This is a genomic window from Marichromatium sp. AB31 (assembly GCF_003718685.1).
Lineage (GTDB): Bacteria > Pseudomonadota > Gammaproteobacteria > Chromatiales > Chromatiaceae > Marichromatium > Marichromatium gracile.
This window is the reverse complement of sequence record NZ_RHFI01000022.1, coordinates 20,006-44,677: the sequence shown is the minus strand read 5'-3', so window position 1 is coordinate 44,677 and position 24,672 is coordinate 20,006. Positions and strand designations below refer to the sequence as shown.

The 24,672-nt window shown below is 69.5% G+C and carries 14 protein-coding genes; 6 read left to right on the top strand and 8 right to left on the bottom strand.

All coding sequences use genetic code 11. The features are described 5' to 3' along the window. Positions 1–148: 148 nt before the first annotated feature. Positions 149–2,701, bottom strand: a complete 2,553-nt coding sequence (locus tag EBL84_RS13720) for a methyl-accepting chemotaxis protein (RefSeq protein WP_123141334.1) — start codon at positions 2,699–2,701, stop codon at positions 149–151. 259 nt (positions 2,702–2,960) lie between these two features. Further along, positions 2,961–4,091, bottom strand: a complete 1,131-nt coding sequence (locus EBL84_RS17595) for a methyl-accepting chemotaxis protein (protein WP_190287973.1) — start codon at positions 4,089–4,091, stop codon at positions 2,961–2,963. 349 nt (positions 4,092–4,440) lie between these two features. On the opposite strand from EBL84_RS17595, the gene EBL84_RS13710 reads away from it, so the two are divergent. Then, positions 4,441–6,075, top strand: a complete 1,635-nt coding sequence (locus EBL84_RS13710) for a methyl-accepting chemotaxis protein (protein ID WP_123141332.1) — start codon at positions 4,441–4,443, stop codon at positions 6,073–6,075. Positions 6,076–6,106: 31 nt separating this feature from the next. Then, entirely contained in the window at positions 6,107–6,400 is a 294-nt protein-coding gene (locus EBL84_RS13705) for a hypothetical protein (RefSeq protein ID WP_123141331.1), read from the top strand. Between the two features lie 3 nt (positions 6,401–6,403). Here the strand turns inward: EBL84_RS13705 and EBL84_RS13700 are convergent, their stop codons facing one another. After that, positions 6,404–6,988, bottom strand: coding sequence for a TetR/AcrR family transcriptional regulator (locus EBL84_RS13700; protein ID WP_062272996.1), 585 nt, complete (start codon positions 6,986–6,988; stop codon positions 6,404–6,406). 139 nt (positions 6,989–7,127) lie between these two features. On the opposite strand from EBL84_RS13700, the gene EBL84_RS13695 reads away from it, so the two are divergent. Next, positions 7,128–8,303, top strand: a complete 1,176-nt coding sequence (locus EBL84_RS13695; protein WP_123141330.1) for an efflux RND transporter periplasmic adaptor subunit — start codon at positions 7,128–7,130, stop codon at positions 8,301–8,303. A 90-nt stretch (positions 8,304–8,393) separates the two neighbouring features. Next, positions 8,394–11,501: an efflux RND transporter permease subunit gene (locus tag EBL84_RS13690; RefSeq protein ID WP_123141329.1), complete on the top strand. Its 3,108-nt coding sequence runs from the start codon at positions 8,394–8,396 to the stop codon at positions 11,499–11,501. 42 nt (positions 11,502–11,543) lie between these two features. Here the strand turns inward: EBL84_RS13690 and EBL84_RS13685 are convergent, their stop codons facing one another. The 3 genes from EBL84_RS13685 to pomA are packed head-to-tail and all read right to left on the bottom strand — an operon-like array spanning position 11,544 to position 13,777. Further along, a complete protein-coding gene (locus tag EBL84_RS13685; RefSeq protein ID WP_223806144.1) occupies positions 11,544–12,125 on the bottom strand; it encodes a PilZ domain-containing protein in 582 nt (193 codons plus the stop codon). After that, the gene (gene tssL / locus EBL84_RS13680; protein WP_123141328.1) at positions 12,122–12,976 is read right to left on the bottom strand and encodes a type VI secretion system protein TssL, long form; all 855 of its coding nucleotides are present in this window, start codon (positions 12,974–12,976) and stop codon (positions 12,122–12,124) included. The genes EBL84_RS13685 and tssL overlap by 4 nt, the downstream gene beginning before the upstream one ends. Before the next feature lie 36 nt (positions 12,977–13,012). Continuing rightward, positions 13,013–13,777 carry a flagellar motor protein PomA gene (pomA, locus tag EBL84_RS13675; RefSeq protein WP_123141327.1) on the bottom strand — a complete coding sequence of 255 codons (765 nt, stop codon included), beginning with the start codon at positions 13,775–13,777 and terminating at the stop codon, positions 13,013–13,015. Between the two features lie 430 nt (positions 13,778–14,207). On the opposite strand from pomA, the gene EBL84_RS13670 reads away from it, so the two are divergent. Then, a complete protein-coding gene (locus EBL84_RS13670; RefSeq protein WP_369957980.1) occupies positions 14,208–16,469 on the top strand; it encodes a YgiQ family radical SAM protein in 2,262 nt (753 codons plus the stop codon). On the opposite strand, the gene EBL84_RS13665 is transcribed toward EBL84_RS13670, so the two are convergent. Both EBL84_RS13665 and EBL84_RS13660 read right to left on the bottom strand, forming a co-directional pair. Continuing rightward, a complete protein-coding gene (locus EBL84_RS13665) occupies positions 16,466–17,680 on the bottom strand; it encodes a BPSS1780 family membrane protein (protein ID WP_123141325.1) in 1,215 nt (404 codons plus the stop codon). The genes EBL84_RS13670 and EBL84_RS13665 overlap by 4 nt on opposite strands. Before the next feature lie 36 nt (positions 17,681–17,716). Continuing rightward, the gene (locus EBL84_RS13660) at positions 17,717–19,663 is read right to left on the bottom strand and encodes an SEC-C metal-binding domain-containing protein (RefSeq protein ID WP_123141324.1); all 1,947 of its coding nucleotides are present in this window, start codon (positions 19,661–19,663) and stop codon (positions 17,717–17,719) included. A gap of 223 nt (positions 19,664–19,886) precedes the next feature. Between EBL84_RS13660 and EBL84_RS13655 the strand changes: the two genes are divergently transcribed. After that, positions 19,887–24,665, top strand: a complete 4,779-nt coding sequence (locus EBL84_RS13655; RefSeq protein ID WP_123141323.1) for an AAA family ATPase — start codon at positions 19,887–19,889, stop codon at positions 24,663–24,665. The last annotated feature ends 7 nt before the right edge of the window (positions 24,666–24,672 follow it).

Here is a 24,672-nt window from a genome sequence, read left to right as displayed (position 1 = left end):
TCATCACTGACCAGTGGGGCGCGCCCCGAGTTCCGTCCCGGGGCGCCTTGGCGGTTCGAACCAACTTCCAGCGATCAGCTTCCAGCCTCCAGTCGGGGAGGCTGGTGTGCATGATCGGCGATTGACGGGCAAGACGGTATCTTGGCGGTCAGACCTTGAAGCGACCGACGCGTTCCTGCTGACCGGCGGCGAGCTCGGCCAGTTCTCCGGCGGCGTGCTTGATCTGGGTGGCGCCGGCGCTCACCCCCTCGATCGCCTGGGTGGTGTTGATGAGATTGCGGTCGACCTCCTGGGAGACGGCGGCCTGTTCCTCGGCGGCGCTGGCGATCTGGCTGTTCATGTCCTTGATGGTGCTCACCGAGCGGGTGATCTGCTCGAGCGAGCTGCCGGCCTCGCCGGCCATGGCGACGCTCTCCTGGGCCTGGGTCCGGCTCTCCTCCATCGCCGCCACCGCCTGGCTGGTGCCCGACTGCAGGCGCTCGATCATCTGCTGGATCTCGGTGGTCGAGGCCTGGGTGCGGCTGGCCAGGGTGCGGACCTCGTCGGCGACCACCGCGAAGCCGCGCCCCTGTTCGCCGGCGCGCGCCGCCTCGATCGCGGCGTTGAGCGCGAGCAGGTTGGTCTGGTCGGCGATGGCGCGGATGACGTCGAGCACCTTGCCGATCTCGGCCGAGTCCTCGGAGAGTCGGGCGATGACCTCGGTGGCGCCCTCGACGCGCTGCGAGAGCACCTCGATCGAGGCGATCGAGCTGGCCACCACCTGACTCCCGGCACTGGCGTCCTGGTCGGTCTGCAGGGTCGCGGCGGCCGCCTCGGTGGCGTTGCGCGCGACCTCGGCGACGGTGGCGGTCATCTCGTTCATCGCCGTGGCGACCTGTTCGAGCTCGGCCTGCTGACGCCGGACCTGGTCGTCGGTCTGCTGGCTGGTGGCGGAGAGCTCCTCGGCGGCGGCGGCCAGTTGCTGATTGCCGCCGGCGACCTCGGCGATGAGGTCGCGCAGCTTGCTCTGGAACAGGTTGAAGGCGGCGGCCAACTCGGCCAGCTCGTCCTTGCCGTGGATATCGATGGTGCGGGTGAGGTCGCCCTCGCCCTCGGCGACGTCGCGCATCATCCCGGTGAGCCCCTGGATGCGGCGCACGATGGCGCGTGTGACCATTAGCATCAATAAGATACCAACCGCGATGCTCGTTACCGAGACCGCGACCATCACCATCGCAGAGTGCTGCGCGGCAGTGGCAGCGCGATCAGCCGTCTCGGTGATCGCCTTGAGTGGTACCGCCACGACAATGCCCCAAGGTCGGTCGTTGACGCCGAGCTGGATTGGAGTGAAGGCGAGCAGCTCGCGCTCGTTCTCGATCAGTAACGGGTCACCGCTGCGCATGTTTTTGAGGACGCGATCACTGGTGTCGATGAGTTCAGCGAGCTGTTTTCCGACCAAGTCCGGACGGCGGCTCGAGCCGATGATGGTGCCATCGTTGGCTATCAGCGCGACCTCGGCTTGTCCGTCGTAGAGGCCAGCGGCGGTTTCCTCGGCGAGGCGTTGGAAGTGGCCAAGTTCAATGTCGATAGCGACGATGCCACGGAATTTTTCTCCTTGCAGCACGGGCGCAACCATTGACGTGATCAAGCGTTCCTCGCCCTGGACTGGATAGAAGTAGGGGTCAATGACCTGCTCCTGACGCGTCTGGCGAGGCAGCATGTAGTAATCCCCCGCGCCTAGCGTCTCGTAGTCAACCAGGGGCTCGACCTGTGGGGTACCAGTGGCGTCGAGGCTCCAGTAGGGGATGAAGCGGCCGCTGGCATCATGACCTGCCGTCTCGGCATAGTCGGAGTCGGCGCCGTCGAATGCATTGGGCTCCCACCCAGTAGTGATGCCGAGGAAGTCAGGGTGCTCCAGCAATACGGTACGCAGTATCTGATTGACGTCGCTGCGCGAGAAGAAGGCCATCTCGTCGAGCCATAGTGAGGAGGCGACGACCCAGTTCCATTCAGGTACCAGGCGCGCGAAGGCGAGCTTGGGGCGGGCGGTGTCCTCGCCCGGCGGTGTCCAGTCGTAATGGATGTGGCCCTCGCCGTCGTCGGCGACCTGCTCGTCGATGGCGACGAACAGGTTCTTGTCGACATCCATGGCGGTGTCGTAGCTCGGGTCGTCGAGCACGCGACCGTCGAGTGCGGGTGCATTGGGGTCCATCACCATCCGCGGATAGGGGCTGGAACGGTCCTGGATCCAGATGTAGTCGCCCTCGTCGGAGTGCATCCGGCGGATCGCGGCGATGGCCTGTTGCTGGGCCTCGGCGCGGGTGAGTTCGCCACGCCGCGCGGCGGCGACATAGTCGGCGATGGTGGCGCGCGCGATGGCGGTGGTCGCCTCGATCTGGCGATAGCGTTCGCTCAGCCGTTTCCAGTCGGCGTCGGTCATGGCGTCGGCGTCCTTGCGCGCGGCCACTCCGAGCGTCTGGGCAAGGGTGCGGACGACGCTCAGTGGCTCCTCGGTGTCGGCCTCGATGATCGCGGCTTGTTCGTGGGTCGCTTTAACGATCAGCTCGCGCGCGGCCTCGATCGCGGCTTGGCGTTGCCCTTCGGCCATCGTGCGCATCTGTGAAAGTGCATAGAAGGTGATCCCGAACCCGAGTATCACCAGGATCGAGCCCGACCACAGCGCGATCCTGAAACCGATCGAGTGCCTGTTGAGCAACGTCATGCCTGTCCCCCTTTGCTTTGCCTATACCGGATCGGCGCGGGACATACGCAAGGGTCGCCACGCCTGGCTTGGGTGTGCGGACCGTTCGCGGCAGTTATTGATGGTCGACGAGCACAGTCTTGAGTGTGCTCGCCTGGATGGTGACCGGTAACGGCTTGCTGTTCGAGTAGTTGGGGTGATCTCCCGCGGATCCAATGGAGCATGCGCGGACGCCGAGGGTCGGGCGCGGCCTGCTGTGAGCCTGTTCTTGTCGACCGGCTCAGGCGGCGCTCCGATCGATGGTGGCCGTGGGCGTTTGTTGTTCGATGTCGGCGCGAATGCTGTCGAGGATGAGAAACACCTGACGGCTGTCGTCCTCCATCTCCTCGAGCGCGGCGCGTAGCGCGGCATAGTCGAGCGGCGTCTGGGCGAGCAGCTCGAAGATCTGGCCGGTGGCCTGGTGTACGCGCGCGTGCGGCGGCTCGAGATCGCGGTAGTGTGCGGCGGCGGAGAAGAAGGCCTCGCCGTCGCCGTGCTCGTACCATTGGCCGAGACGGCAGTGGTGATGGTCGACGAAGTCGAAGGCCGGGGCACGCGCGGCGACCGAGGCATAGGTGTTGACCTTCCAAAGCACGTGATCGAGCTTGGCGAGGCTCATGAAGACGCTGTCGGAGACCCGACGAACGTCACCGAAGGCGGTGTCGACCTCGCCGTACAGACGATCGAGACGGTGCTTGAAGCCGCCGACCTTGCCATCGACCTCGCGCACGCCGTCGACCAGGGTGGTGGAGATCCGCTCGACGCTGCCGACCGCCTCGATCATCTCCTGGATGTCGTCATGGGTCTCGGTGATCGCCGCGCGGGTCTTGTCGGCGAGCGCGCGCACCTCGTCGGCGACCACCGCGAAGCCGCGCCCGGCCTCGCCGGCGCGCGCCGCCTCGATCGCGGCGTTGAGCGCGAGCAGGTTGGTCTGCTCGGAGATGGTGCGGATCAGACCGAGCACGGCGTTGATGCTCGCAGCATGGGTCGAGAGCCGGCCGACGACCTGATTGGCCTCGCCGGCGGTCCCGGCGAGGCTGGCGAGGAAGCCGGAGATGCTCACCAGCTCGTCGGCGACACCGGTGAACTCGTCGGTGACGCCGGTCACCGTCCTCAGGGTGTGCTTGGCGTCCTCGACCGAACCGGCGAGATTGCCCTGGATGTCCTGCAGGCTGGCGCGGGTATGGGTGTTCTGGCTGGCCATCAGGGTATTGAGCTGGTCCTCGCGAATGCTCGCGTCGCGGGCCTCGGCGAGCGCCGCGCGGGTCTGTTCGAGCTCCTCGCGCAGCCTGCTGTTCTCGGCCTGCAGCGCCGCATGCTCCTCGCGCAGTTGCTGGACCATGCGCTGGTGGGTGGATTTGGCGACGAACATCCTGCCTCCGGTGGTCTCGTTGCTATGATTGAAGCGGCGGCCGCGGGGCCTGGAGCTGTGGTCGATGCCCGTCGGCGAGCGCATTCCGGCTCGATGTGTCGGTGTTTTCGACCACGTCTGGTGTTTGGGGCGCGGCGGGGATTGATTGCGAAAACGCAATTACGCCCCGGATTCTATATGGTTTTTTGGCCGTCGCGTACTCGGGCCGGGGATCCGCCGGGACGCGACGGAAAGGTCACCGACCGTCGTGGTCGTTGTCATCTGGTCCAGCTGGATGCTGACTGGTGCGCGGGAGTCGCCCCAGCCGTTCCCGCTCGGGGCCTGTCTAGCTGGAAGCCTTTCTCATCTCATGAAACTGATCGACAACGCGAAGGTGAGCACCAAGCTCGCGGTCCTGGCGCTGATTCCCATCGTTGCCATGGTGGTCTTGACCTGGGGGGCGACGACCTTGCTGCAGCGCGTCAATGGCGGGATCGACCGTATCTACCAGGATCGGGTGGTTCCCCTGCAGGGGCTCAAGGACATCGCCGACGACTATGCGGTGTTCGTCATCGACGCCGTCAACAAGGCCAATGCCGGGCGTTTCACCGCCGAGCAGGCGCTCGCCAGCATCCGCGAGGCGCGCGCCGAGATCGAGGGCAACTGGACGGCCTATCTGCAGACCGAGCTGACCGAGGAGGAGCAGCGGCTGGTGGCCGAGGCGAGGTCGCTGTTCACCGTGGCCGATCGCGCCATCGGCGCGCTCGAGCGTGAGCTGGGCGGGATGCGCGGCGTGGTCGCCGGCCGGCTCGATGCCTTCGACGGCCCGCTCTACGAGCAGATCGACCCGATCAGCGCCAAGATCACCGAACTCGTCGAGCTGCAGCTCGCGGTCGCCGGCGAGGAGCGAGAGCGCGCCAATACGCTTTATGCCAACTCGCGACTGCTGTTCATCGGTCTGGCGGTGCTGACCACCCTGGTGCTGGTGGTGCTCGGCTGGGTCACCTATCGCTCGATCACCAGCCAGCTCGGCCAGCTGCGCGCGACCATGGTGCATATCGCCGAGCACTCCGATCTCTCGGTCGCCATCGATCTGCGCACCGACAACGAGATCGGTCAGATCGCCCATGCCTTCGCGCAGATGCTCGAGCACTTCCGCGAGCTGGTCGAGCGTCTCGGCGGGTCGGCGATCAGTCTCTCGTCGGCCGCCACCCAGATGTCGGGCAGTCTGGTCGAGGCCCGCGAGGGGGCGGCGCAGCAGAATGTCGAGTCCGAGCACGTGGCCACCGCGATGCAGGAGATGACCGCCTCGGCCGAGGAGGTCGCGCGCAACACCGCCAGCGCCGCCGACTCGGCGCAGGGGGCCAAGTCGCTCTCCGATCAGGGGCGTACCCAGGCGCACGAGACGGTGGAGGCGATCACCGGTCTGGCCGCGCGCATCGAGACCGCCGCCGGGGTGCTGCACTCGCTCGAGAACGACGCCCAGGACATCGGCAAGGTGCTCGACGTCATCCAGAGCATCACCGAGCAGACCAATCTGCTCGCGCTCAACGCCGCGATCGAGGCGGCGCGTGCCGGCGAGGCCGGGCGCGGCTTCGCGGTGGTCGCCGACGAGGTGCGCACCCTCGCCAGTCGCACCCAGTCCTCGGCGCGCGAGATCGAGGCGATGGTGGCGCGACTGCAGCAGAGCTCGCAGCAGGCCGCGCAGGAGATGGGGCAGAGTCAGGAGGCGGCGGCACTGTCGGTCGAACGGGTCGGGCGCGCCGGCGAGTCGCTCGAGGCGATCACCGGCGCAGTCGACGGGATCTCGGAGATGATGAATCGCATCGCCACCGCCGCCGAGGAGCAGACCGCGGTGGCCAACGAGATCAACCAGGGCGTGGTGGCGATCAGCGATGCCAACCACAGGTCCAGCGAGAACATGACCGAGCTGGAGCACGCCGGTCAGCAGCTCGAGCGGCTGGCCGAGGAGCTGCAGGCGGAGGCAACCCGATTCAAGACCTGAGCCCGCGCACGACGCCGGGCGGGGAGGGTGGATGGAGGTGTTCATCGGCAACCTGCCGGGGCGCGCGACCCTGCAGGAGCTGCATGGCTGCATCGGCGAGGTCGGGCTGCGCGCCGATTTCCGGCGCCATGTCGGCGAGGACCGTGGACGGCGTCGCTATCACTTCTTCGTCGCCCGGACCGCCTCGCGCGTCGAGGGTGAGGCACTGATCGCGCGGTTGCACGGACGCTGTCTCGGCGGACGTGCTCTGGTGGTGCGGGAGTATCGCCCGCGCTCGCCCGATCCGGCATGGCGCGGCGCGGAGCGGCGGATCAACCCCTGGTGACGCTCAGCTGAGCACGCGCAGCGCCGCCTGCAGCGGGGCGAGCAGGGCGGCGCGATCGAGTGTGGGGTTGCTGATCGCACGCGAGGCCAGCCCGTCGAACAGCGCCATGATGATCTCGGTGGCCGCCGCCTCGTCGCCGCGCGGCGTCCCCCGGGCGCTTGCCAGCAGCCGACAGAGCCGCTCGCGCTTGGCCGCATCGGCCGCCTGTACGATCGCCGCGACCCGCGGGTTGCGCGCGGCCTCGGCGAGGATCTCCAGCTCCAGCGCGGCATGGTCGAGGTCGGTGCGCTCGTTGACGCCGGTGTCGACGCGCTCCTGCATCGCCTGATGCACGTCCTCGGCGCGCTCGAACTGCTGCACCATGCTCAATGACTGTTCGAGCTTGTGCTCGACCAGCGCGGCGATGATCGCCTCCTTGTTCTCGAAGAAGTGATAGATGTGCCCAGGGCTCATCTCCGCGGCCCTGGAGATCTTGGCGATGCTGGCGCCGTGGAAGCCTTCGCGGGCGAAGCAGACGGCGGCGGCCGCGAGGATCTGTCTGCGTCTGGCCTCGCAGCGTGGCTCGGGTGTCGCCGTTGGTTGCGGCATCGTCCTCTCCTCCCCTCTATCGGTCGGCTGGTGTCGGGAATGTCTCGGCGCATTCTACGCTTGACGTCGGCCGGACGGCTGACTAGATTGAACGCTCATTCTAGAATGAACGTTCAATCCACTTCCTCCCGAGGTTGTCATGACACTCGACGGTCGCCGTCTGGCTCCGGTGCTCCTGTACCCCTTCGCACTCGCCCTGTCGCTGACCGGGTGCGGTCCCGCCGGTGCCCCGGGTGGGACACCCGGCGCCAGTGGCGCCCCCCCCGAGGTCGGCGTGGTGACGATCGCGGCGCGTCCCACCACCCTGGTCACCGAGCTGCCGGGACGCACCAGTCCCTATCGCATCGCCGAGGTGCGCCCGCAGGTCGGCGGCATCATCGAGGCGCGGCTGTTCGAGGAGGGCGGTGACGTTACCGCCGGGCAGGTGCTCTACCAGCTCGACGCCGCGCTCTATCAGGCCGCCTACGACAGCGCCGAGGCGGCGCTCGCGCGCTCGCGTGCCTCGCTCGAGCGCGCCCGGCTCAAGGCCGCGCGTTATGCCGACCTGCTGACCGCCGATGCCGTCAGCCAGGAGGATCACGACGACGCCCAGGCCGCGCTCAAGGAGGCGATCGCCACCGTCGCGGTCGACGAGGCGGCGCTCGCCACCGCCCGTATCAACCTCGCCTATACCCGGGTGACCTCGCCGATCGATGGCCGGGTCGGTCGTTCGGTGGTGACCCAGGGCGCCCTGGTCACCGCCAACCAGTCGCTGGCGCTGGTCACGGTGCGTCAGCTCGACCCGATCTATGTCGACATCACTCAGTCGAGCGCCCAGCTGCTGAGATTGCGCCAGGCGCTCGACGATGGTCGGCTGTCGCGCCCTGAGGGCGAACAGCCGCGGGTGCGGTTGATCCTCGAGGATGGCTCGGAGTACCCGCTGGCCGGCCGTCTCGCCTTCTCCGAGGTGACGGTGGATCCGGGCACCGGCGCGGTGACCATGCGCGCAACCTTCCCCAACCCCGATCATCTGTTGTTGCCGGGGATGTTCGTGCGCGCCCTGGTCGAGGAGGGGGTGCGCGAGCAGGCGATCCTGGTGCCCCAGCAGGGGGTACGACACGATCGGCGCGGATTGCCGACGGCGCTGGTGGTCGATGCCGCCGGGCAGGTCGTCAAGCGCACCCTGACCGTCGATCGCGCGATCGACGGGCAGTGGCTGATCGATGCCGGGCTGGAGGACGGCGATCGGGTGATCGTCGAGGGCGTGCAGAAGGCGCGTGCGGGCGCCGAGGTGCGCGCCGTCGAGATCGACTCGCCCGCGCCGGCGGGCGACTAAGCCCCGTTCCGTCCGCTGACGGCGTCGGTCCCGGCGCCGTCAGCCCTTGCATTCGCGCATTCGTCCATCCTGGAGCAGAGGTCGCCCGTCATGGCCCGTTTCTTCATCGATCGCCCGGTGTTCGCCTGGGTCATCGCCATCGTCATCATGCTCGCCGGCGTGCTCTCGATCCTGGGGCTGCCGGTGTCGCAGTATCCCAACATCGCCCCGCCGGCGATCACCATCACCGCGACCTATCCGGGGGCCTCGGCGCGCACCCTGGAGGACTCGGTCACCCAGGTCATCGAGCAGCAGATGAACGGGCTCGATGGTCTGCGCTACATGTCGGCGACCAGCGAGTCGACCGGCATCGCCGCGATCACCCTGACCTTCGACAACGACATCGACCCCGATATCGCCCAGATGCAGGTGCAGAACAAGCTGCAGCTGGCGTTGCCGATGCTCCCGCAGAGGGTGCAGCAGCAGGGCATCCAAGTCGCCAAGTCGGTGCGCAACTTCCTCATGGTGGTGGCCTTCGTCTCGCGTGATGGCCGGCTCGATCGCACCGATCTCGGCGACTTCGTCGCCAGCCGCATCAAGGACCCGATCAGTCGGGTCAAGGGCGTGGGCGAGGTCACCGCCTTCGGCTCGCAGTACGCGATGCGCCTCTGGCTCGACCCCAATCGGCTCAACCAGTACGGCCTGACCCCCGCCGACGTGGCCGCTGCGGTGCGCGCCGAGAACGCGCAGATCTCGGCCGGCGAGCTCGGCGCGCAGCCGGCGCTGCCGGGGCAGCGCATCACCGCCACCATCAACGTCCAGGACCGGCTGAGCACCCCGGAGGCGTTCGGCGCCATCCGGTTGCGCACCACCAGCGATGGCGCCACCGTCCATCTGCGCGACGTCGCCCGCATCGAGCTCGCCGGTGAGACCTACGGCAAGATCGCGCACCACAACGGTCAGCCGGCCTCGGGGCTGGGCATCCGTCTGGCCACCGGCGCCAACGCGCTGGAGACGGCCGACGCGATCAGGCACAAGCTCGACGAGCTCGCGGCCTTCTTCCCCGAAGGGGTTGAGGCGGTCTTCCCCTACGACACCACGCCCTTCGTGCGCATCTCCATCCACGAGGTGATCAAGACCCTGCTCGAGGCGGTGCTGCTGGTGTTCGTGGTGATGTATCTGTTCCTGCAGAACCTGCGCGCCACCCTGATCCCGGCGATTGCGGTGCCGGTGGTGCTGCTCGGCACCTTCGGCGTGCTCGCCGCCTTCGGCTACTCGATCAACACCCTGACCCTGTTCGCCATGGTGCTGGCCATCGGGCTTCTGGTCGACGACGCCATCGTGGTGGTGGAGAACGTCGAGCGGGTGATGCATGAGGAGGGGCTGGAGCCGCGCGAGGCGACCCGGCGTTCGATGGACCAGATCACCAGCGCGCTGATCGGCATCGCCCTGGTGCTCTCGGCGGTGTTCGTGCCGATGGCCTTCTTCGGCGGCTCGACCGGGGTGATCTATCGGCAGTTCTCGGTCACCATCGTCTCGGCCATGCTGCTGTCGGTGGTGGTCGCCCTGACCCTCAGCCCGGCGCTCACCGCGACCCTGCTCAAGCGCACCGATCACGCCCCGGATCGCGGTTTCTTCGGTTGGTTCAACCGCAACTTCGAGCGCAGCGTCGGCGGCTATACCCGCAGCGTCGGCGGCATCGTCCGCCGACGCTGGGTGTTTCTCGGGCTCTATCTGGCGCTGGTCGGCGTGCTCGCCATGCTCTACATGCGCATGCCCACCGCCTTCCTGCCCGACGAGGATCAGGGCATCCTGGTGGTGCAGGTGGTGCTGCCCTCGGGGGCGAGCCAGGAGCGCACCCTGGAGGTGGTCCGCGAGGTCGAGCACTACTTCCTCGAGGATGAGCAGGAGACGGTCGAGCAGCTGATCACCGTCGCCGGCTTCAGCTTCGCCGGTCAGGGGCAGAACATGGCCATCGGCTTCGTCCAGCTGAAGGACTGGGAGCTGCGGTCGCGCCCGGATCAGCAGGTCAAGGCGTTGGCGGGGCGGGCGATGCAGCGCTTCGCGCGGGTCCGCGACGCCCAGGTGTTCGCCTTCGCGCCGCCGCCGGTGATCGAGCTCGGTAACGCCACCGGCTGGGATCTGCAACTGCAGGACCAGGGCGAACTCGGCCACGAGGCGCTGATGGCCGCGCGCGGCCAGCTGCTGGCGATGGCCGCCGAGCACCCCGCGCTGGTGGGGGTGCGGCCCAACGGTCGGATGGATGAGGCGCAGTACCAGATCGAGGTCGATCGCACCAAGGCCGGGGCGCTCGGGCTGTCGCTGGCCGATATCAACGACACCCTGTCGAGTGCCTGGGGCAGCGCCTATATCGACGACTTCGTCCACGCCGGGCGGGTGAAGAAGGTCTACATGCAGGCCGATGCCGGCTTCCGCATGCAGCCCGAGGACCTCGATGCCTGGTACGTGCGCAACGAGCACGGCGAGATGGTGCCCTTCTCGGCATTCGCCGCGGGCGAGTGGACCTATGGCTCGCCGCGCCTGGAGCGCTACAACGGCCTGGCCTCGGCCGAGGTGCTGGGTCAGGCCGCCCCTGGGGTCAGTTCGGGCGAGGCGATGGCGGTGGTCGAGTCGCTGGTCGACAAGCTGCCGCCGGGCATCGGCATGGAGTGGACCGGGATCTCCTTCGAGGAGCGCGCCGCCGGCGCCCAGGCCCCGGCGCTCTACGCGCTCTCGGCGCTGGTGGTGTTCCTCGCCCTGGCCGCGCTCTACGAGAGCTGGTCGGTGCCCTTCGCGGTGATGCTGGCGGTGCCGCTCGGGGTGCTCGGCGCGGTGCTCGCCGCCACCGGGCGCGGCTTGCCGAGCGATATCTACTTCCAGGTCGGGTTGCTCGCCACCATCGGTCTGGCGGCGAAGAACGCCATCCTCATCGTCGAGTTCGCCCGCACCCTGCAGGAGCAGGGCAAGAGTGCGATCGAGGCGGCGATCGAGGCGGCGCGGATGCGTATCCGTCCGATCGTGATGACCTCGCTGGCGTTCGGCTTCGGCGTGCTGCCGCTGGCGCTGAGCAGTGGCGCCGGCTCGGGCAGCCAGCACGCGATCGGCACCGGCGTGCTCGGCGGCGTGGTCGCCAGCACCCTGCTCGGGGTGCTGTTCGTGCCGCTGTTCTTCGTGCTGGTGCGCGGGCGGATGAACCGACGCGCCGCGCCGCGCTCCTGAGGGCATGACGCCGGGTCGGTCATCGACCCGGCGCGGCGCGGCTCAGTCGAGCCCGTTCTCCTGGCGCAGTCGGCGCAGCTGCAGGGCATGGATGTGACGCACGATCGCCTCGCGGTCGGCATCGCGCAGCTGCTCGAACTCGATCGCGCTGGGGCCCTCGTCGCGTTCGAGCACCCGTCCCAGGGTGAGGATGCGGTTGCCCTCCGGGAGCAGCTGCAACTCGATCTCGAGCAGGCTGCCCGGCGCCGGTGGCGGGTCGAGCGCGAGACACATCCCCTGGGCGCTGAGGTTGACCTCACGCGGTTCGAGTTCGCCGCCGTGCTGGCGCGACTCGAAGGCGATGGTGAGCATCTCGATCTGACGCTCGACCACCTTGATGTAGGCGGCAACGGTGGGGAACTTGTATTCGAGCTTGCGCCGCTGGGGCAGCGCCTGGTCACGGATGGCGTGCAGCTCGTTGAGCAGGCCGACATCGCTGCTGCGCTCGGTGAAATCGGTGAGTGCTTGCGCCTCGGCGGCGGGCGGGATCGGGCTCAGGCGCAGGCCGACGGTGTCGTCGATGCGGAAGAAGCGGCGCCGATCCTGCTCGTGCTGTTCGCGATCACCTCGTTCATGCATGGTCATTGTGGGATGGTTTCCTCGCTCCCGATCGCCTGCAGGGCGTTCTCGAGCAGCAGTTCGGTGCTGCGGTCGCCGAGCACGATGATCTCCACGCGCCGGTTGGTGGCGCGTCCCTCGGCGGTGTCATTGGATTCGAGCGGGTGGTTGTCGGCATGTGCGCGGATCTCCACGCGCTGCGGGTCGATCCAGCCGTTCTGGGTCACGGCATGGGCCACGGCTGCGGCGCGCGCCGCCGAGAGCACCCAGTTGGAGGCGAACTCGCGGGTCTGGATCGGGATGTCGTCGGTGTGTCCGGCGACCAGGATCTTGCCCTCGACCTTGCTCAGCGCCTTGGCGATCTTCTGCAGCACGGCGAGGAACTCGGCGCTGACCTGCGCCGAGGCCGAGGGGAAGGAACCCTTCTCGCGGATGCGCACCACCACCTGGTCGTCGATGGTAGTGACCTCCAGCAGCCCTTTCTTGATCTCCAGTTCGAGCGCCTTCTCGACCTCCTCGGCCTTCTTCTGGGCGTCGATGATCGCGGGGTCGATGATGCGCAGTTCCGACTTGAGGTCATCGGCGGTCTGTTGTCGCACCTCGTTGACCACCGTCGGCTGAGGCTGCGCCGGAGAAAACTCCTGGGCGATGATGCTGGTGCCCTTGGGGATGTCGTCGGCCTCGACCATGCGCTGCACGCCGAAGGCCATCTTCATCGAGCCGGCGATCTGCTTGTACTTGAGGACATCCATCTCGGAGAAGGACAGCAACAGCACGAAAAAGACCATCAGCAGCGACATCAGGTCGGCGAAGGTCGACATCCAGGCCGGCGCGCCGGCCTCGCACTCGACCTCTTCGCATTCACATTCCTCGGCCATCGCCCGCTACCTCCGCTTGCTGTTGTGCGGACGGCATCAGCCGTCCTTGCCGGCGCTCTGGCGCTGATTCTCGGGCAGATAGGTCATCAGCATCTGCTCCAGCACGCGCGGGTTGACGCCCTCCTGGATTCCCGAGATCGACTCCAGGATCAGTGATTTGTTGAGCTTCTCCTCGATGCTGCGCAGCTTGAGCTTCTCGGCGATGGGGATGGCAAAGGCATTGGCGATCACCGCACCGTAGAGGGTGGTGAGCAGGGCGACGGCCATCGCCGGGCCGATCGCCTTGGGGTCGTCCATGTTGGCGAGCATCTGCACCAGTCCGATCAGGGTGCCGATCATGCCCATTGCCGGGGCGACGTCGCCGGTGGCCTTGAACACGCTGTAACCGGCTTCCTGGCGTTGGATGGTGAGGTTGATGTCCTTGCTGAGCACCTTCTGCACCACCTCCGGCGGGTGGCCGTCGATGCACATGCTGATGCCGGTCTCGAGGAAGGGATGGGAGATCTCGCGCCCCTCGAGCGCGAGGATGCCCTCCTTGCGCGCGACATTGGCCAGCTCGACGGCCTCCTCGATCAGGGTCTGCGGCGGCACGTTCTTGCTGAAGAAGGCCCCCATGGCGACCTTGAAGCTGCCGATGAACTGGCTCATGGTGGCGCGGAACATCACCGCAAAGGCGGTACCGCCGATGACGATCAACAGCGAGGGCACGTTGATGAAGAGCGTGATGTCGCCACCGAGCGCGATTGCGCCGATGATGACGCCGCTGGCACCGATCATGCCCAGTAAGGTCGCCAGATCCACTTCGTCTTCTCTCCTGTTACGCCCGTGTCGAGGTGTGTCGCCATCACCGGGCGGCGTGCGCCCTGGGTCGGTCGTGTCCCGTCATCATCGTGTGGCCGGTGCGCGGGGCGTGGACCATGGCCGAGAGCCCTGGCTGGTTCCGCGCGGGTGGCCGCGGTGGTGGTGTGTTCGACTACCGGAGGTTGATGGCTTGTCGTCCCGCGAAACGATCGACATGGTGCGACACGTCGCGGCTTTCCAGGGGAAAACGATGATTTTCAGGGTGTCGATCACGTTTTCCGCGTGAGCCGGCCAATGAGCGCGCACCTTTGGGGCGTGTCGGATCGGTGGCCCGAAACCACAGATTGTCAGCGATCGGTTGCCGACGGTCCAGCCCGTGATGACCGGACGATGACCATGGGCTCGGTGCCGTTCGCTGCGAGGTTATAAAATGAACGATTGCCCTGAGTCATGCCGCCAGTCGTTGATGAACACCCCCCAAGATATCTTCTCCTACCGCCGCTACTGGGCCCACAAGTTCGGTACCGCCCCGGAGCTGCCGATGAGCCGCGCCGAGATGGACCTGCTCGGCTGGGACAGCTGCGACGTCGTCATCGTCTGTGGCGACGCCTATGTCGATCACCCCTCCTTCGGCATGGCCATCATCGGCCGGGTGCTCGAGTCGCAGGGCTTTCGCGTCGGCATCATCGCCCAGCCCGACTGGACCACGGCGGAGGATTTCCGCCGGCTGGGACGACCGAACCTGTTCTTCGGCGTCACCGGCGGCAACATGGACTCGATGGTCAATCACTACACCGCCGAGCGCCGGTTGCGCTCGGATGACGCCTACACCCCTGACGCCGTACCCGGACGGCGTCCGGACCGTGCCGCCGTGGTCTACGCCCAGCGCGCGCGCGAGGCCTTCAAGGGCGTGCCGGTGGTGCTCGGTGGGATCGAGGCGAGCCTGCGCCGTATCGCCCACTACGACTACTGGTCGGAGACGGTGCGGCGCAGCGTCCTCGCCGACTCCAAGGCCGATCTGCTGCTGTTCGGCAACGCCGAGCGGGCGCTGGTCGAACTCGCCCACCGGCTCGCCGCCGGCGAGCCGGTCGAGACCATCCGCGACCTGCGCGGCACCGCCTTCATGACCAAGGGGGCGCTTGCCGGCTGGAGCGAACTCGACGCCAGCGTGCTCGACCGTCCCGGGCGGGTCGATCCGCACATCAACCCCTATGCCGAGCAGCCGCCCTGTCCCGAGACCCCGCCGCCGCGCCCGCCGGTGCCGGCGCGCGCCGAGCGCGCCCATACCGTGATCCGGTTGCCCTCGTTCGAGCAGGTCCGCGACGACCCGGTGCTCTACGCCCATGCCTCGCGGGTGTTCCACCTCGAGACCAACCCGGGCAACGCCCGCGCCCTGGTGCAGGCGCACGGCGCGCGCGACGTCTGGCTCAATCCGCCGCCGATCCCGCTGAGCACCGCCGAACTCGATCGCCTCTTCGAGCTGCCCTTCGCGCGTCGTCCGCACTCGAGCTATGGCGCAGCGCGGCTGCCGGCCTGGGAGATGATCAGCTGCTCGGTGAACATGATGCGTGGCTGCTTCGGCGGCTGCAGTTTCTGCTCGATCACCGAGCACGAGGGGCGCATCGTGCAGAGTCGATCGGAGGCCTCGGTGCTGCGCGAGGTCGAGGAGATCCGCGACCGCACGCCGGGGTTCAAGGGGTCGATCTCGGACCTCGGCGGTCCCAGCGCCAACATGTGGCGGATGGCCTGCAAGAACCCTCGGGCGCAGGCCGCCTGCCGACGGCTCTCGTGCATCTATCCGCAGATCTGTCGCAACCTCGACGCCGACCACGCGCCGCTGATCGAGCTCTATCGCAAGGCGCGCTCGGTCTCCGGGATCAAGCGCATCCGCATCGCCTCGGGGCTGCGCTACGACCTCGCGTTGCGCTCCCCGGCCTATATCCGCGAGCTGGTCACCCATCATGTCGGCGGCTATCTCAAGATCGCCCCCGAGCACACCGAGGCCGGGCCGCTGGCGATGATGATGAAGCCCGGGATCGAGATCTTCGACCGCTTCAGCGAGCTGTTCGAGCGCTACTCGCGCGAGGCCGGCAAGGAGCAGTACCTGATCCCCTATTTCATCGCCGCCCACCCCGGTACCACCGACCTCGACATGGTCAACCTCGCGCTCTGGCTCAAGCGTCACGGGCTGCGCGTCGATCAGGTGCAGGCCTTCCTGCCGACCCCGCTGTCGCCGGCCTCGACCATGTACCACACCGGTCTCAACCCGCTCAAACGGGTCCATCGCGACGCCGAGCGGGTGGTGGTGCCGCGCGGTCAGCGTCAGCGTCGGTTGCACAAGGCGCTGTTGCGCTATCACGACCCGGAGAACTGGCCGCTGCTGCGCCGCGCGCTCAAGGAGATGGGCCGCGCCGATCTCATCGGCAACGGCAAGCGCCACCTGGTGCCGAGCTTCCAGCCCGCCGGTACCGGCGGCGCCCCCGAGGGGCGGCGGCGTCCCGATGGCAGTGTGGCGCGCCCGGCTCAACGTCCCGCCGCCGCACCCCAGCGCAAGGCCGGACGCGGGTCGGTCAAGAGGAACGTCGGGACAGCTGGTCGGCACAAGACCGGGCAGGGAGACGGGGAGCGGCCGACGGGGCGTCGCCCCGCCGTCGGGCGCGGCGGCGGCAAGGGCCGCCGCCGCGATCGCTAGCCGTAGTAGATGTCGCGATAGGCCTGGTAGATGGCGATGACCAGCAGCGGGATCACCACCAGCAGGCCGAGCATCAGCGGGATCGAGCCGAGGATCAGCAGCCCGAAGGCCACCAGGCCATAGACCAGGAAGGGCAGGAGGTTGCGCAGACAGCCGGTGAAGCTCAGCTTGAAGGCGCGCAGCACCGCCACGCCCTCGATCGCCACCAGCGCCGGTGCGAACAGGGTCGCCATCACCAGCGGGATGATCAGCAGCGCGACCACCGCGACCATCCCCAGCACCACCCCGGGGGCCATGGTCGCCATCGGATCGACCGCGGCCGGGTCGAATGGTGCGCCGGTCATCGGGGTGAAGGCGGCGGCGCCGAGTCCGAGCCCGACCATCAGCAGCATGATCACCGCGACGATGGCGATGGTCAGGACGAGATAGAGCACCCCGATCAGCGCCAGGGGGCCGGGTCGAGTGCTGAAGCCGGCGAACAGATGGGCGACGCTGAAGCGCTCGCCGCGATATTGCGCATGGGCGCCGAGCATCAGCCCGCCGGTGAACATCGGGCCGAGCACGGTGCTGGCGAGGCTGCCGACCACCGGCACCAGGTTGGCGACGATCAGGATCAGATAGAACAACACCAGCGCGCCGATCCAGGGCAGCGGCTGGGCGCGGAACAGCGACCAGCCGTCGGCCACCCAGCCCCAGCCGCGTCCGGCGCCGACGGCGACCGGATCCTGGAGCTGGTCGTCGCCGGCGTCGGCGCGCGGCGGCGGGGTGAGGTCGGCCTGGGGCGGGGCATAGGGGTCGGCGGTCTCGGTGCGCGTCTGGTTGGCCTGGTAGCGCTCGGCGACCACCCCGCAGGCCTGGCAGACCCCGGTCACCGGCGAGACCTCCAGCGCGCCGCACTTGGGACAGCGTGTGGCGCCGCTCATCGACGGGCGCTCGTCGCGCGCCGGGACGGCGGTCTCCGGGGCCTCCTGCGGCGTGTCCTGGCGCTCGATGCGCACCATCAGCCCGATCGCCTCGAGCGCCTCGCGATAGCGCTCGGCCTTGTGTTCGGGCAGGTCGTGCTTGAGTGTCTGCTCGGCGCCGCCGAGGAGGATCTCGCGGGCCTGCTCCTTGCGCATGCGGAACTTGGCGGCGAGTTCGGGGACCACCGTCTGGACCTTCTTGCCAGGGGCGAGTTCACCGGTGAATACGATGCGATAGCGTGCTTCCATCGATACGGTTCCTGTGGTTGGACGCGGGAATCCGGGTCAGGCGGTGAGCCGCTTCAGCCAGGCGAGGATACCGGGTTCGGCGGCCCAGACATCGCGCATCGCCTCGCGATAGAGCCAGGCCTGATCCTCGCCGCCGGGGGTGATCCCGTGCGGGTCGAGCTGCGGGCGCTTGATGCGCTTGCGGGTGAGGTAGTGGGGGATGCGCGGCAGTCGGTGCATCGCCCGTCCCAGCGCCTGCCGGGCGCGCTCCTGGCGACCGAGTCGATAGAGTGCGAGTACCTCACCATAGGCGAGATCGGCCAGCAGGTCGTCGGGGAAGCGCGCGGCGAGCGCCAGCGCGCGCTCGTCGAGCCCTGCGCGCAGATAGTGGTTCATCAGCTCGGCGCGCACCCCGTGGTTGTCCTGGGGATTGAGTCGCAGCAATGCCTCGAGGGTGGCGATCGCGGCCTCCTGCTCGTCCTCGGCGCTGAGATAGAGATAGCGTCGGAAGAGCAGTCGCAGCGCTGGGCGATTGGCGGTGATCGACCACGGCAGGTGGTGATGCCCGTCGGCTGGCACCGCCGTGGTGATCATCGACCAGGCGCGTTCGAGCAGGGGACGCAGCAGGGCGTGCGCCATCCACGGCAGTGCGCTCTCGGGATGGGCGTAGAGCGCGGTGGCGAGATCGTCGAGCACCTCCAGGCTGTCGGCCAGCTCGGGGTGGCCGAGCAGGTGGTCGAGCCATGCGGTGTCTTCCCAGATCGCGTGGGCGTCATGGGGCGCGAGCTGGATCGAGACCGGCTTGTCGCTGGGGAAGCGGGCGCGCCAGCGGCTCTCGATACGGCGCACCGCGACCGGGGCGCGCAGTTGTGCCGGGCTGCTCCAGACCGGCTCGCCACCCGCTTCGGTGGGCGCGTGATCGGTTGGCGCGCCCTCGAACAGCGCGAGTTGGCCGCTCGCGACCTCTGGAGGGTGGTCGCGTACCGGGACCGCGTCGAGCCGTGGCAGCGGGCGTGCGGTTGCCACCGCCATCCAGTCGTGCAGGTCCACCAGGTCGGGGTCGATCGAGTCGGCGTGGGTGTCGACCAGTGCCGTCTGCGGGTCTTCGATGGCCTGGGCGAGGAAGTCGAGGAAGCTCGGTTCGACGTCGCCCTGTCGGCGGAAGCGGTGCAGCCAGAAACGCGCGCGCTCGCGCGCCAGTCGATCGCGGTGCTGGGCGGCGAGCAGGGTGATCTCGAGCAGTGCGGTGCCGGGCGAGTCGGGGCCGTTGCGCAGCGCCTCGGTGAAGGCCGCGGTGGCCTGCTCGAAGTCGCCCTCGTCGATCGCCATGGCGCTGCGTCGCTGCCAGGCCGCGGCGCTCAGCACGCGGTTGTCGCCAGTGCTCAGCCGTTCGAGGAAGGCGCGCTTCTTGCGCCAGTGATCGAGCCGGTCATAGGCGTCACAGAGCAGGTCGAGCGCCGGTTCGTAGCGCGCGTCGAGCGCGTCGAGCGAGCCGGCGAACAGGGGTTCGAGCAGATTGACGACACGGCGCGGATAGTCCTCCTCGAGCCAGCGGTCGGCGACCCGGGCCAGCAGCGGTCCGGGCACCGCATCGAGGCGCAGGGCCTCGCGCAGCTCGCCGTCCGAGAGCTCGTCGAGGAGGAACTCCCAGATCAGCTCGGTGGAGAGTTCGGGCAGCTCCTCGAGCGTGGCGCAGCAGTCGCGATAACGTTGTCCCGAGCCGCAGGGGCAGGGGGCATCGTCGGCGAGATCGGTCAGCGGGCTGGGCCGGAAGCCATTGGCCGGCGTCGGTGCGGCGTTCCAGATCGCCATCCCCAGCAGCCCGGCGAGTCGGCGGTGTTCGTCGTCGTCGAGGGGACCGACCGAGAGGCCGAGCAGGTCGGGGATCCGCGCCTGCGCCCAGGCGAGAAACTCCTCGGGACCGGCAGCGGCGAGGATACGTCGGATCGACTGGACGATGACTTGCTCGAAACGATCGGTTTCGGCGCTTTCTGGGTGGAACATGACGCGTTCCTCCGCGCAGTTCGGGGCGCATGCTCCACGATCGCGCCCCGTCGGTTCGGCGTCGCCCGGGCCGCGTACGGGTCCAGATCCGGCCCGGCGCGTCTCCGGGAGACATTGCTGAGAACCATTGTAACCCGTCACCTCGGCCTTGTGTGGGCGGCTGCCGGTGCCCTGCGCGTTATAGTTGAGGGGCGATCCATTGCGCTGCCCTCGTGCCCCCTTCATGACCGAGACCGACCTCTCAAACCACCCCACAGAGCGCCCCGCCGCAGCCACCCCGCGCCTGCGGGTGTTCGTCTCCTCGCCCTCCGATCTCGAGCACGAGCGGGCGCTGGTGCGCGATCTGATCCTCGCCCTGGCGCGCGAGTATCGCCCCTACTTCGACCTCTCGGCGGTGCTCTGGGAGGAGGAGGCGCTGACCGCGGCGCAGAGCTTCCAGGCCGGGCTGGTGCGCCCGGCCGAGTGCGAGATCGTGCTGGTGATGCTGTGGACCCGGCTCGGCACCCCGCTCGCCGAGGAACCCTATGGCGGCATGACCGGGACCGAGTGGGAGTTCGTCGACGCGGTCGAGGCCTCGGCGCGGGCCGGCTCCCCCGAGGTGCTGGTCTATCGCAAGCAGGCGCCCTGTCTGATCGACGTCAACGACGCCGCGCGCACCCGCGAGGCGGTGGATGAGCGCCAGCGGCTCGAGGCCTTCTTCCAGCGCCATTTCTTCAACCCCGACGGCAGCTTCAAGCGCGCCTTCCGCCAATTCGAGGATGCACGCGCGCTGCGCGAGCTGGTCGAGAGCCAGCTGCGCAAGCTGCTCAACCGTCGCATCAGCGCCGAGCGTCGAGCGAGCGTCGGCGCCGCCGACTGGCGCGGCTCGCCGTTTCGCCCCGAGCACGCTTTTGCGCTCGCCGACGAGCCGGTGTTCACCGGGCGCGAGAGCGAGGTGCGCGAGCTGGTCGCACGGCTCGAGCGGCTGCGCGCGCGCGGCCGTGGCCTGCTGCTGATCAGCGGTGCCAGCGGGGTGGGCAAGAGCTCGCTGCTTCAGGCCGGGTTGCTGCCCCGGCTGCTGCGCCCCTTCCTCTTCGTCGGGGTCGGCGGCTGTCGCTGGTGCGCCCCGGATCTTGCCGGCACGCGCCCGCTGCAGGCGCTGGCCGCCGCTCTCTGCGCGCCCGCGGTGCTCGGCGACGCGCTCGCCGGGGGCGGGCTCGACGCCGCGGCGCTGGCGCGGCTGCTGGCGCGTGACCCCGAACTCGGCGCCGGCCAGGTCGGCGCCGCGCTCGATCGGCTGCAGGGCGTCGAGGGGGGCGAGTGGCGCCTGGCGCTGCTCTGCGATCCGCTCGACCCTCTGCTGGCGCATGTCGCGGCGCGGACGGCCGAGGCCGAGGCCTGCGCCCGCGCGCTCGCCGCGCTCGCCCGCTCGGAGCGGATCTGGGTGATCGCCACCCTGCGCGACGACGCCCTCGCCGGGCTCACCGATCGGTCTGAGCTTGCTGCCCTGGTCGATGAGGAGGCCTGGTATCCGTTGGCGCCGATCGCCCCGGCGCGGATCCGCCAGTTGGTCGAGATCCCGGCGCGGGTCGCCGGGATCGAGCACGTCGAGGAGAGCGCCGTCGGCGAGCGTGGTCTGGTCGAACGGCTGGAGGCCGACCTCGCCGCGGTGCACCACTGGCCGCCGTTGCTCGAGCTGGTACTCGAGGAGCTGCATCAGGCCGCGGGGCGGCGTGGCACGCGACGACTGCTGGTGAGCGACTATCACGCCCTGGGCGGCCTCGATGGACTGCTGCGCGCGCGCGCCGACCGGCTCTGGGCGCAGCTCGATGAGCGCGCGCGCGCGGCCCTGCCGGTGCTCTGCCGTGCCCTGCTGGTGCTGGAGAGCGGTGAGCAGCGTCTGCCCGGCGCGCGTGATGGCGATCTCGCCACCCTGGCCGCCCACCCCCAGGCAATGGCGCTGCTCGAGTCCCTGGTCGCGGCGCGGCTGGTGGTGATCGAGCGCGACCCCGAGGGTGGGGGGACGGCGGTCGTGCCGCCGCCGGCGTTCGGTCTGGCGGCAGCGTTGCGCCGACTGCTGGCGCAGAGCCGCGAGGAATGGCTGGTGCGGGTCGGTGGCTGGCGCGAGACGCGTCCCGTCGACGAGGAGAGGCCGCCGGCCGAACCGTCTCTGGAGCGCCCCCCCTGGGCCGAAGGGCGCGCGGTGGCGCGATTGGTCCATCCGGCGCTGGCGCGCTGCTGGCCGGTGCTGCGCGACTGGGCGGGCATGCCCGAGCATGCCCGGGCGCTGCGGCTGCGCTATCGACTCTCACGTCAGGCGTGGCTGTGGCGGCGTACCGACTGCAATCGCGAGTATCTGCTCGGTGAGACCGGACACGCCGCGCTCGCCGCATTCGTCGCCGTCCACGAGGACGAGCTCGAAGCGCTCGAACGCGCCTATCTGGCGCACTCGCGCGCCCATCTGCTGGCGCAACGTCGGCGCAACCGCTGGGTGCGGCTGACCGGGGTGGCGCTGCTCGGGCTGCTGCTGGCGGCCAGCGCGGCCGCTTACTGGGCCTGGGACGCCTCGCGTCAGGCCACCCTCAACCTCCAGTACAGCCGGCTCAAGGAGGCCGCGGCGGCGATCGACCAGGGCAACACCCCGGAGGCGGTAGAGCTGGCGATCGGCGCTGCCCCGTATCTGCCGGCGGCGGCCACCGATACCCTGGCTGACGCCTTCACCCGCAACCATCTGCTGGCGCTTGCCGAGTCCCCGGGAGCCGATCCCGAGCGACCGCTGCCCCCGGCCTTCAGCGACGACGGCGCCTGGCTGGCGACCCTCTCGCGTGCCGACGGCGCGCGGCTGTGGCGGCTGCGCGACGGGCGTTTCGTCGCTGCCGGGACGCTCGCCCCGCCGGGTGCGGCGCTCGATGCGCTGCGGGTGACCGGCGGGGGGGATGCGGTCGAGGTCTTCGGGATCGGCGCCGAGGGCGTCTGGCGCCTGCCGCTGGAGGCGCCGGGCGCGCCGGACTGGCGCTGCGCCGGTGCGCCCGGCGAGGTGCTCGAACTCGCCCCGGACGGGCGTGGGCTGGCGCTCACCCGGGTCGTCGACGCGGGCGTGGCGGTGTGCATGGTCGATCTCGCCGCGCCCGGGCGGGTGCGCTGGCAGCGGGTCCTGCACCAGGCCGAGATCCGCAGCCTCGACTTCTCCCCCGACGGCGCGCTGCTGGTGAGCGCCTCGCGCGATGGCCGGGCGCTGTTGCTCGATGCCGCCAGCGGTGCCGAGCGGGCGCGGCTGCCGCGCGGCGGTGCGCTCGATCGCCCCGCCAACCGCGCCCGCTTCGATCATGCCGGCGAGCGGGTGGCGGTCGCTTCGGCCGACGAGCGGGTGCGTCTCTATGGGCTCGATGGTCGGCTGCAGACCACCCTCGGCGCCCTGGAGCGTGATGGACGCACCCTGCGGGTACACGAGAGCGCGGTGCGCGACCTCGTCTTCTCCCCCGATGATCGGTTCCTGGTGGCGGTCGACGACGCCGGTCAGGTGGTGCGCTGGACGCTGACGAACGGGGCGGCCGAGGTGCTCGGTCATCATGGGCTGAGCGTCGACCGGGTGGAGCTCGTCGCCGGGGACGAGGAGGCGCTGGTGCTCAGCGCCTCGCTCGACAAGACCGCACGGCTGTGGGGGCTGCGGACCGGGCGGGAGCTGGCGGTGTTCAGCCACGACGGCCCGGTCTCGGGGGCGCGCTTCAGCGCCGACGGGTCGCGGGTGCTGACCTACTCGGCGCGCGACGGCTCGGCGCGGCTGTGGTCGGTGGCGCCGGCCGACGGGCTGTCGTTCCGCCTCGAACAGGACGACCACGTCTGGCACCTGGCGCTGGCCGCGCCCGGCGACGGCGACGAGGTCTTGATGGCGACCGCCGCCTTCGACGGGCGGGTCGAGCTGTGGAGCCATGATCGCGCGCACCCCGAGCAGGCGCCACGGTTGCTGCACCGATTGCAGCACGCCCCGGAGGTCCGGGTGCGCCGGGTCGGCTTCTCGCCCGGTGCGCGCTGGCTGGCGAGCGCCGGGTTCGACGGTGCGGCGCGGGTCTGGGACCTCGAGGGCGGTGGGAGCTGTCGCGCCCAGGTCGATCGGCGTTGTGCCGACCCCGAGGCGGCGAGCTGTGGTGGCGTCCATCAGGTGTTGTTTGCCCCCGACGGGCGCTGGTTGTTGACCGCTGCCGATGTCCCCGAGACGCCGCTGCGGCTGTGGGATCCGGCCGACTGCAGCGCCCTGCCGTTGCCCAGCGCCTTCGCCCACGACGGCCACGGCGTGGTCGCCGCGGCGGTGGGTGCGAGCGCCGACGGTGCCCTGCTGGTGGCCAGTGGCGATGCCGCCGGCACCCTGCGGGTGATGCGTCGCGAGCCCGGGGCACGTTGGCAGCGTCTCTGCACCCTGGAGGCGCACCGGGCGGCAGTCACCGACCTCGCGCTCGCGCCCGACGGCACGGCCCTGGCCAGCGCCGGCGAGGACGGCCGGGTGGCGCTGGTCGAGCTCGACGGCGCCGGTTGTGTCGGGCCGCGTCGCCTCGATGCCGGTGCCGGGCTGGTCTACGCGGTCGGTTTCGCCCCCGATGGCGGCGCCCTGGTCAGCGCCGCGCAGGACGGGCGCGCCTATCTGTGGAGCCGCGCCGGGGCGCCGCTGGCGACCCTCGTCGGCCATCGCGACCGGGTCTACAGTGCCGAGTTCAGCCCCGACGGCCAGTGGCTGCTGACCGCCGCGCGCGACGGCGAGCTGCGGCTGTGGCGGCGTCCGCGCCGTGCCCAGGACGCGCCGCTGGCCGCCTATCTGGTGCTCGACGCCGCGCTCGGCGGGGTCGCCTATGCCCACTTCAGCCCCGACGGCAACAGCCTGGGCGCGGCCTACTGGGAGAACGCCGCGGTGTGGTGGCGGTTGTGGAACGAGTCCTCCGAGATCGCTCCGGCCTGGGTGCGTATCTGGGGCCCCGAGCGCGCCCGCCTGGCGCTGATCCGCGAGGCGATGCGCTTCCAGCGCGGCGACTGAGTGCGTC

Excerpts from the sequence above, each read along its gene's own strand:
- EBL84_RS13700 (WP_062272996.1), bottom strand. The coding sequence starts at position 6,988 with ATGCCGCAACCAACGGCGACACCCGAGCCACGCTGCGAGGCCAGACGC.
- EBL84_RS13665 (WP_123141325.1), bottom strand. The coding sequence starts at position 17,680 with ATGGAAGCACGCTATCGCATCGTATTCACCGGTGAACTCGCCCCTGGC.
- EBL84_RS13660 (WP_123141324.1), bottom strand. The coding sequence starts at position 19,663 with ATGTTCCACCCAGAAAGCGCCGAAACCGATCGTTTCGAGCAAGTCATC.
- EBL84_RS13710 (WP_123141332.1), top strand. The coding sequence starts at position 4,441 with ATGAAACTGATCGACAACGCGAAGGTGAGCACCAAGCTCGCGGTCCTG.
- EBL84_RS13685 (WP_223806144.1), bottom strand. The coding sequence starts at position 12,125 with ATGACCATGCATGAACGAGGTGATCGCGAACAGCACGAGCAGGATCGG.
- EBL84_RS13720 (WP_123141334.1), bottom strand. The coding sequence starts at position 2,701 with ATGACGTTGCTCAACAGGCACTCGATCGGTTTCAGGATCGCGCTGTGG.
- EBL84_RS13670 (WP_369957980.1), top strand. The coding sequence starts at position 14,208 with ATGAACGATTGCCCTGAGTCATGCCGCCAGTCGTTGATGAACACCCCC.
- EBL84_RS13655 (WP_123141323.1), top strand. The coding sequence starts at position 19,887 with ATGACCGAGACCGACCTCTCAAACCACCCCACAGAGCGCCCCGCCGCA.
- tssL (WP_123141328.1), bottom strand. The coding sequence starts at position 12,976 with ATGGCCGAGGAATGTGAATGCGAAGAGGTCGAGTGCGAGGCCGGCGCG.
- EBL84_RS13690 (WP_123141329.1), top strand. The coding sequence starts at position 8,394 with ATGGCCCGTTTCTTCATCGATCGCCCGGTGTTCGCCTGGGTCATCGCC.
- EBL84_RS17595 (WP_190287973.1), bottom strand. The coding sequence starts at position 4,091 with ATGTTCGTCGCCAAATCCACCCACCAGCGCATGGTCCAGCAACTGCGC.
- EBL84_RS13695 (WP_123141330.1), top strand. The coding sequence starts at position 7,128 with ATGACACTCGACGGTCGCCGTCTGGCTCCGGTGCTCCTGTACCCCTTC.
- EBL84_RS13705 (WP_123141331.1), top strand. The coding sequence starts at position 6,107 with ATGGAGGTGTTCATCGGCAACCTGCCGGGGCGCGCGACCCTGCAGGAG.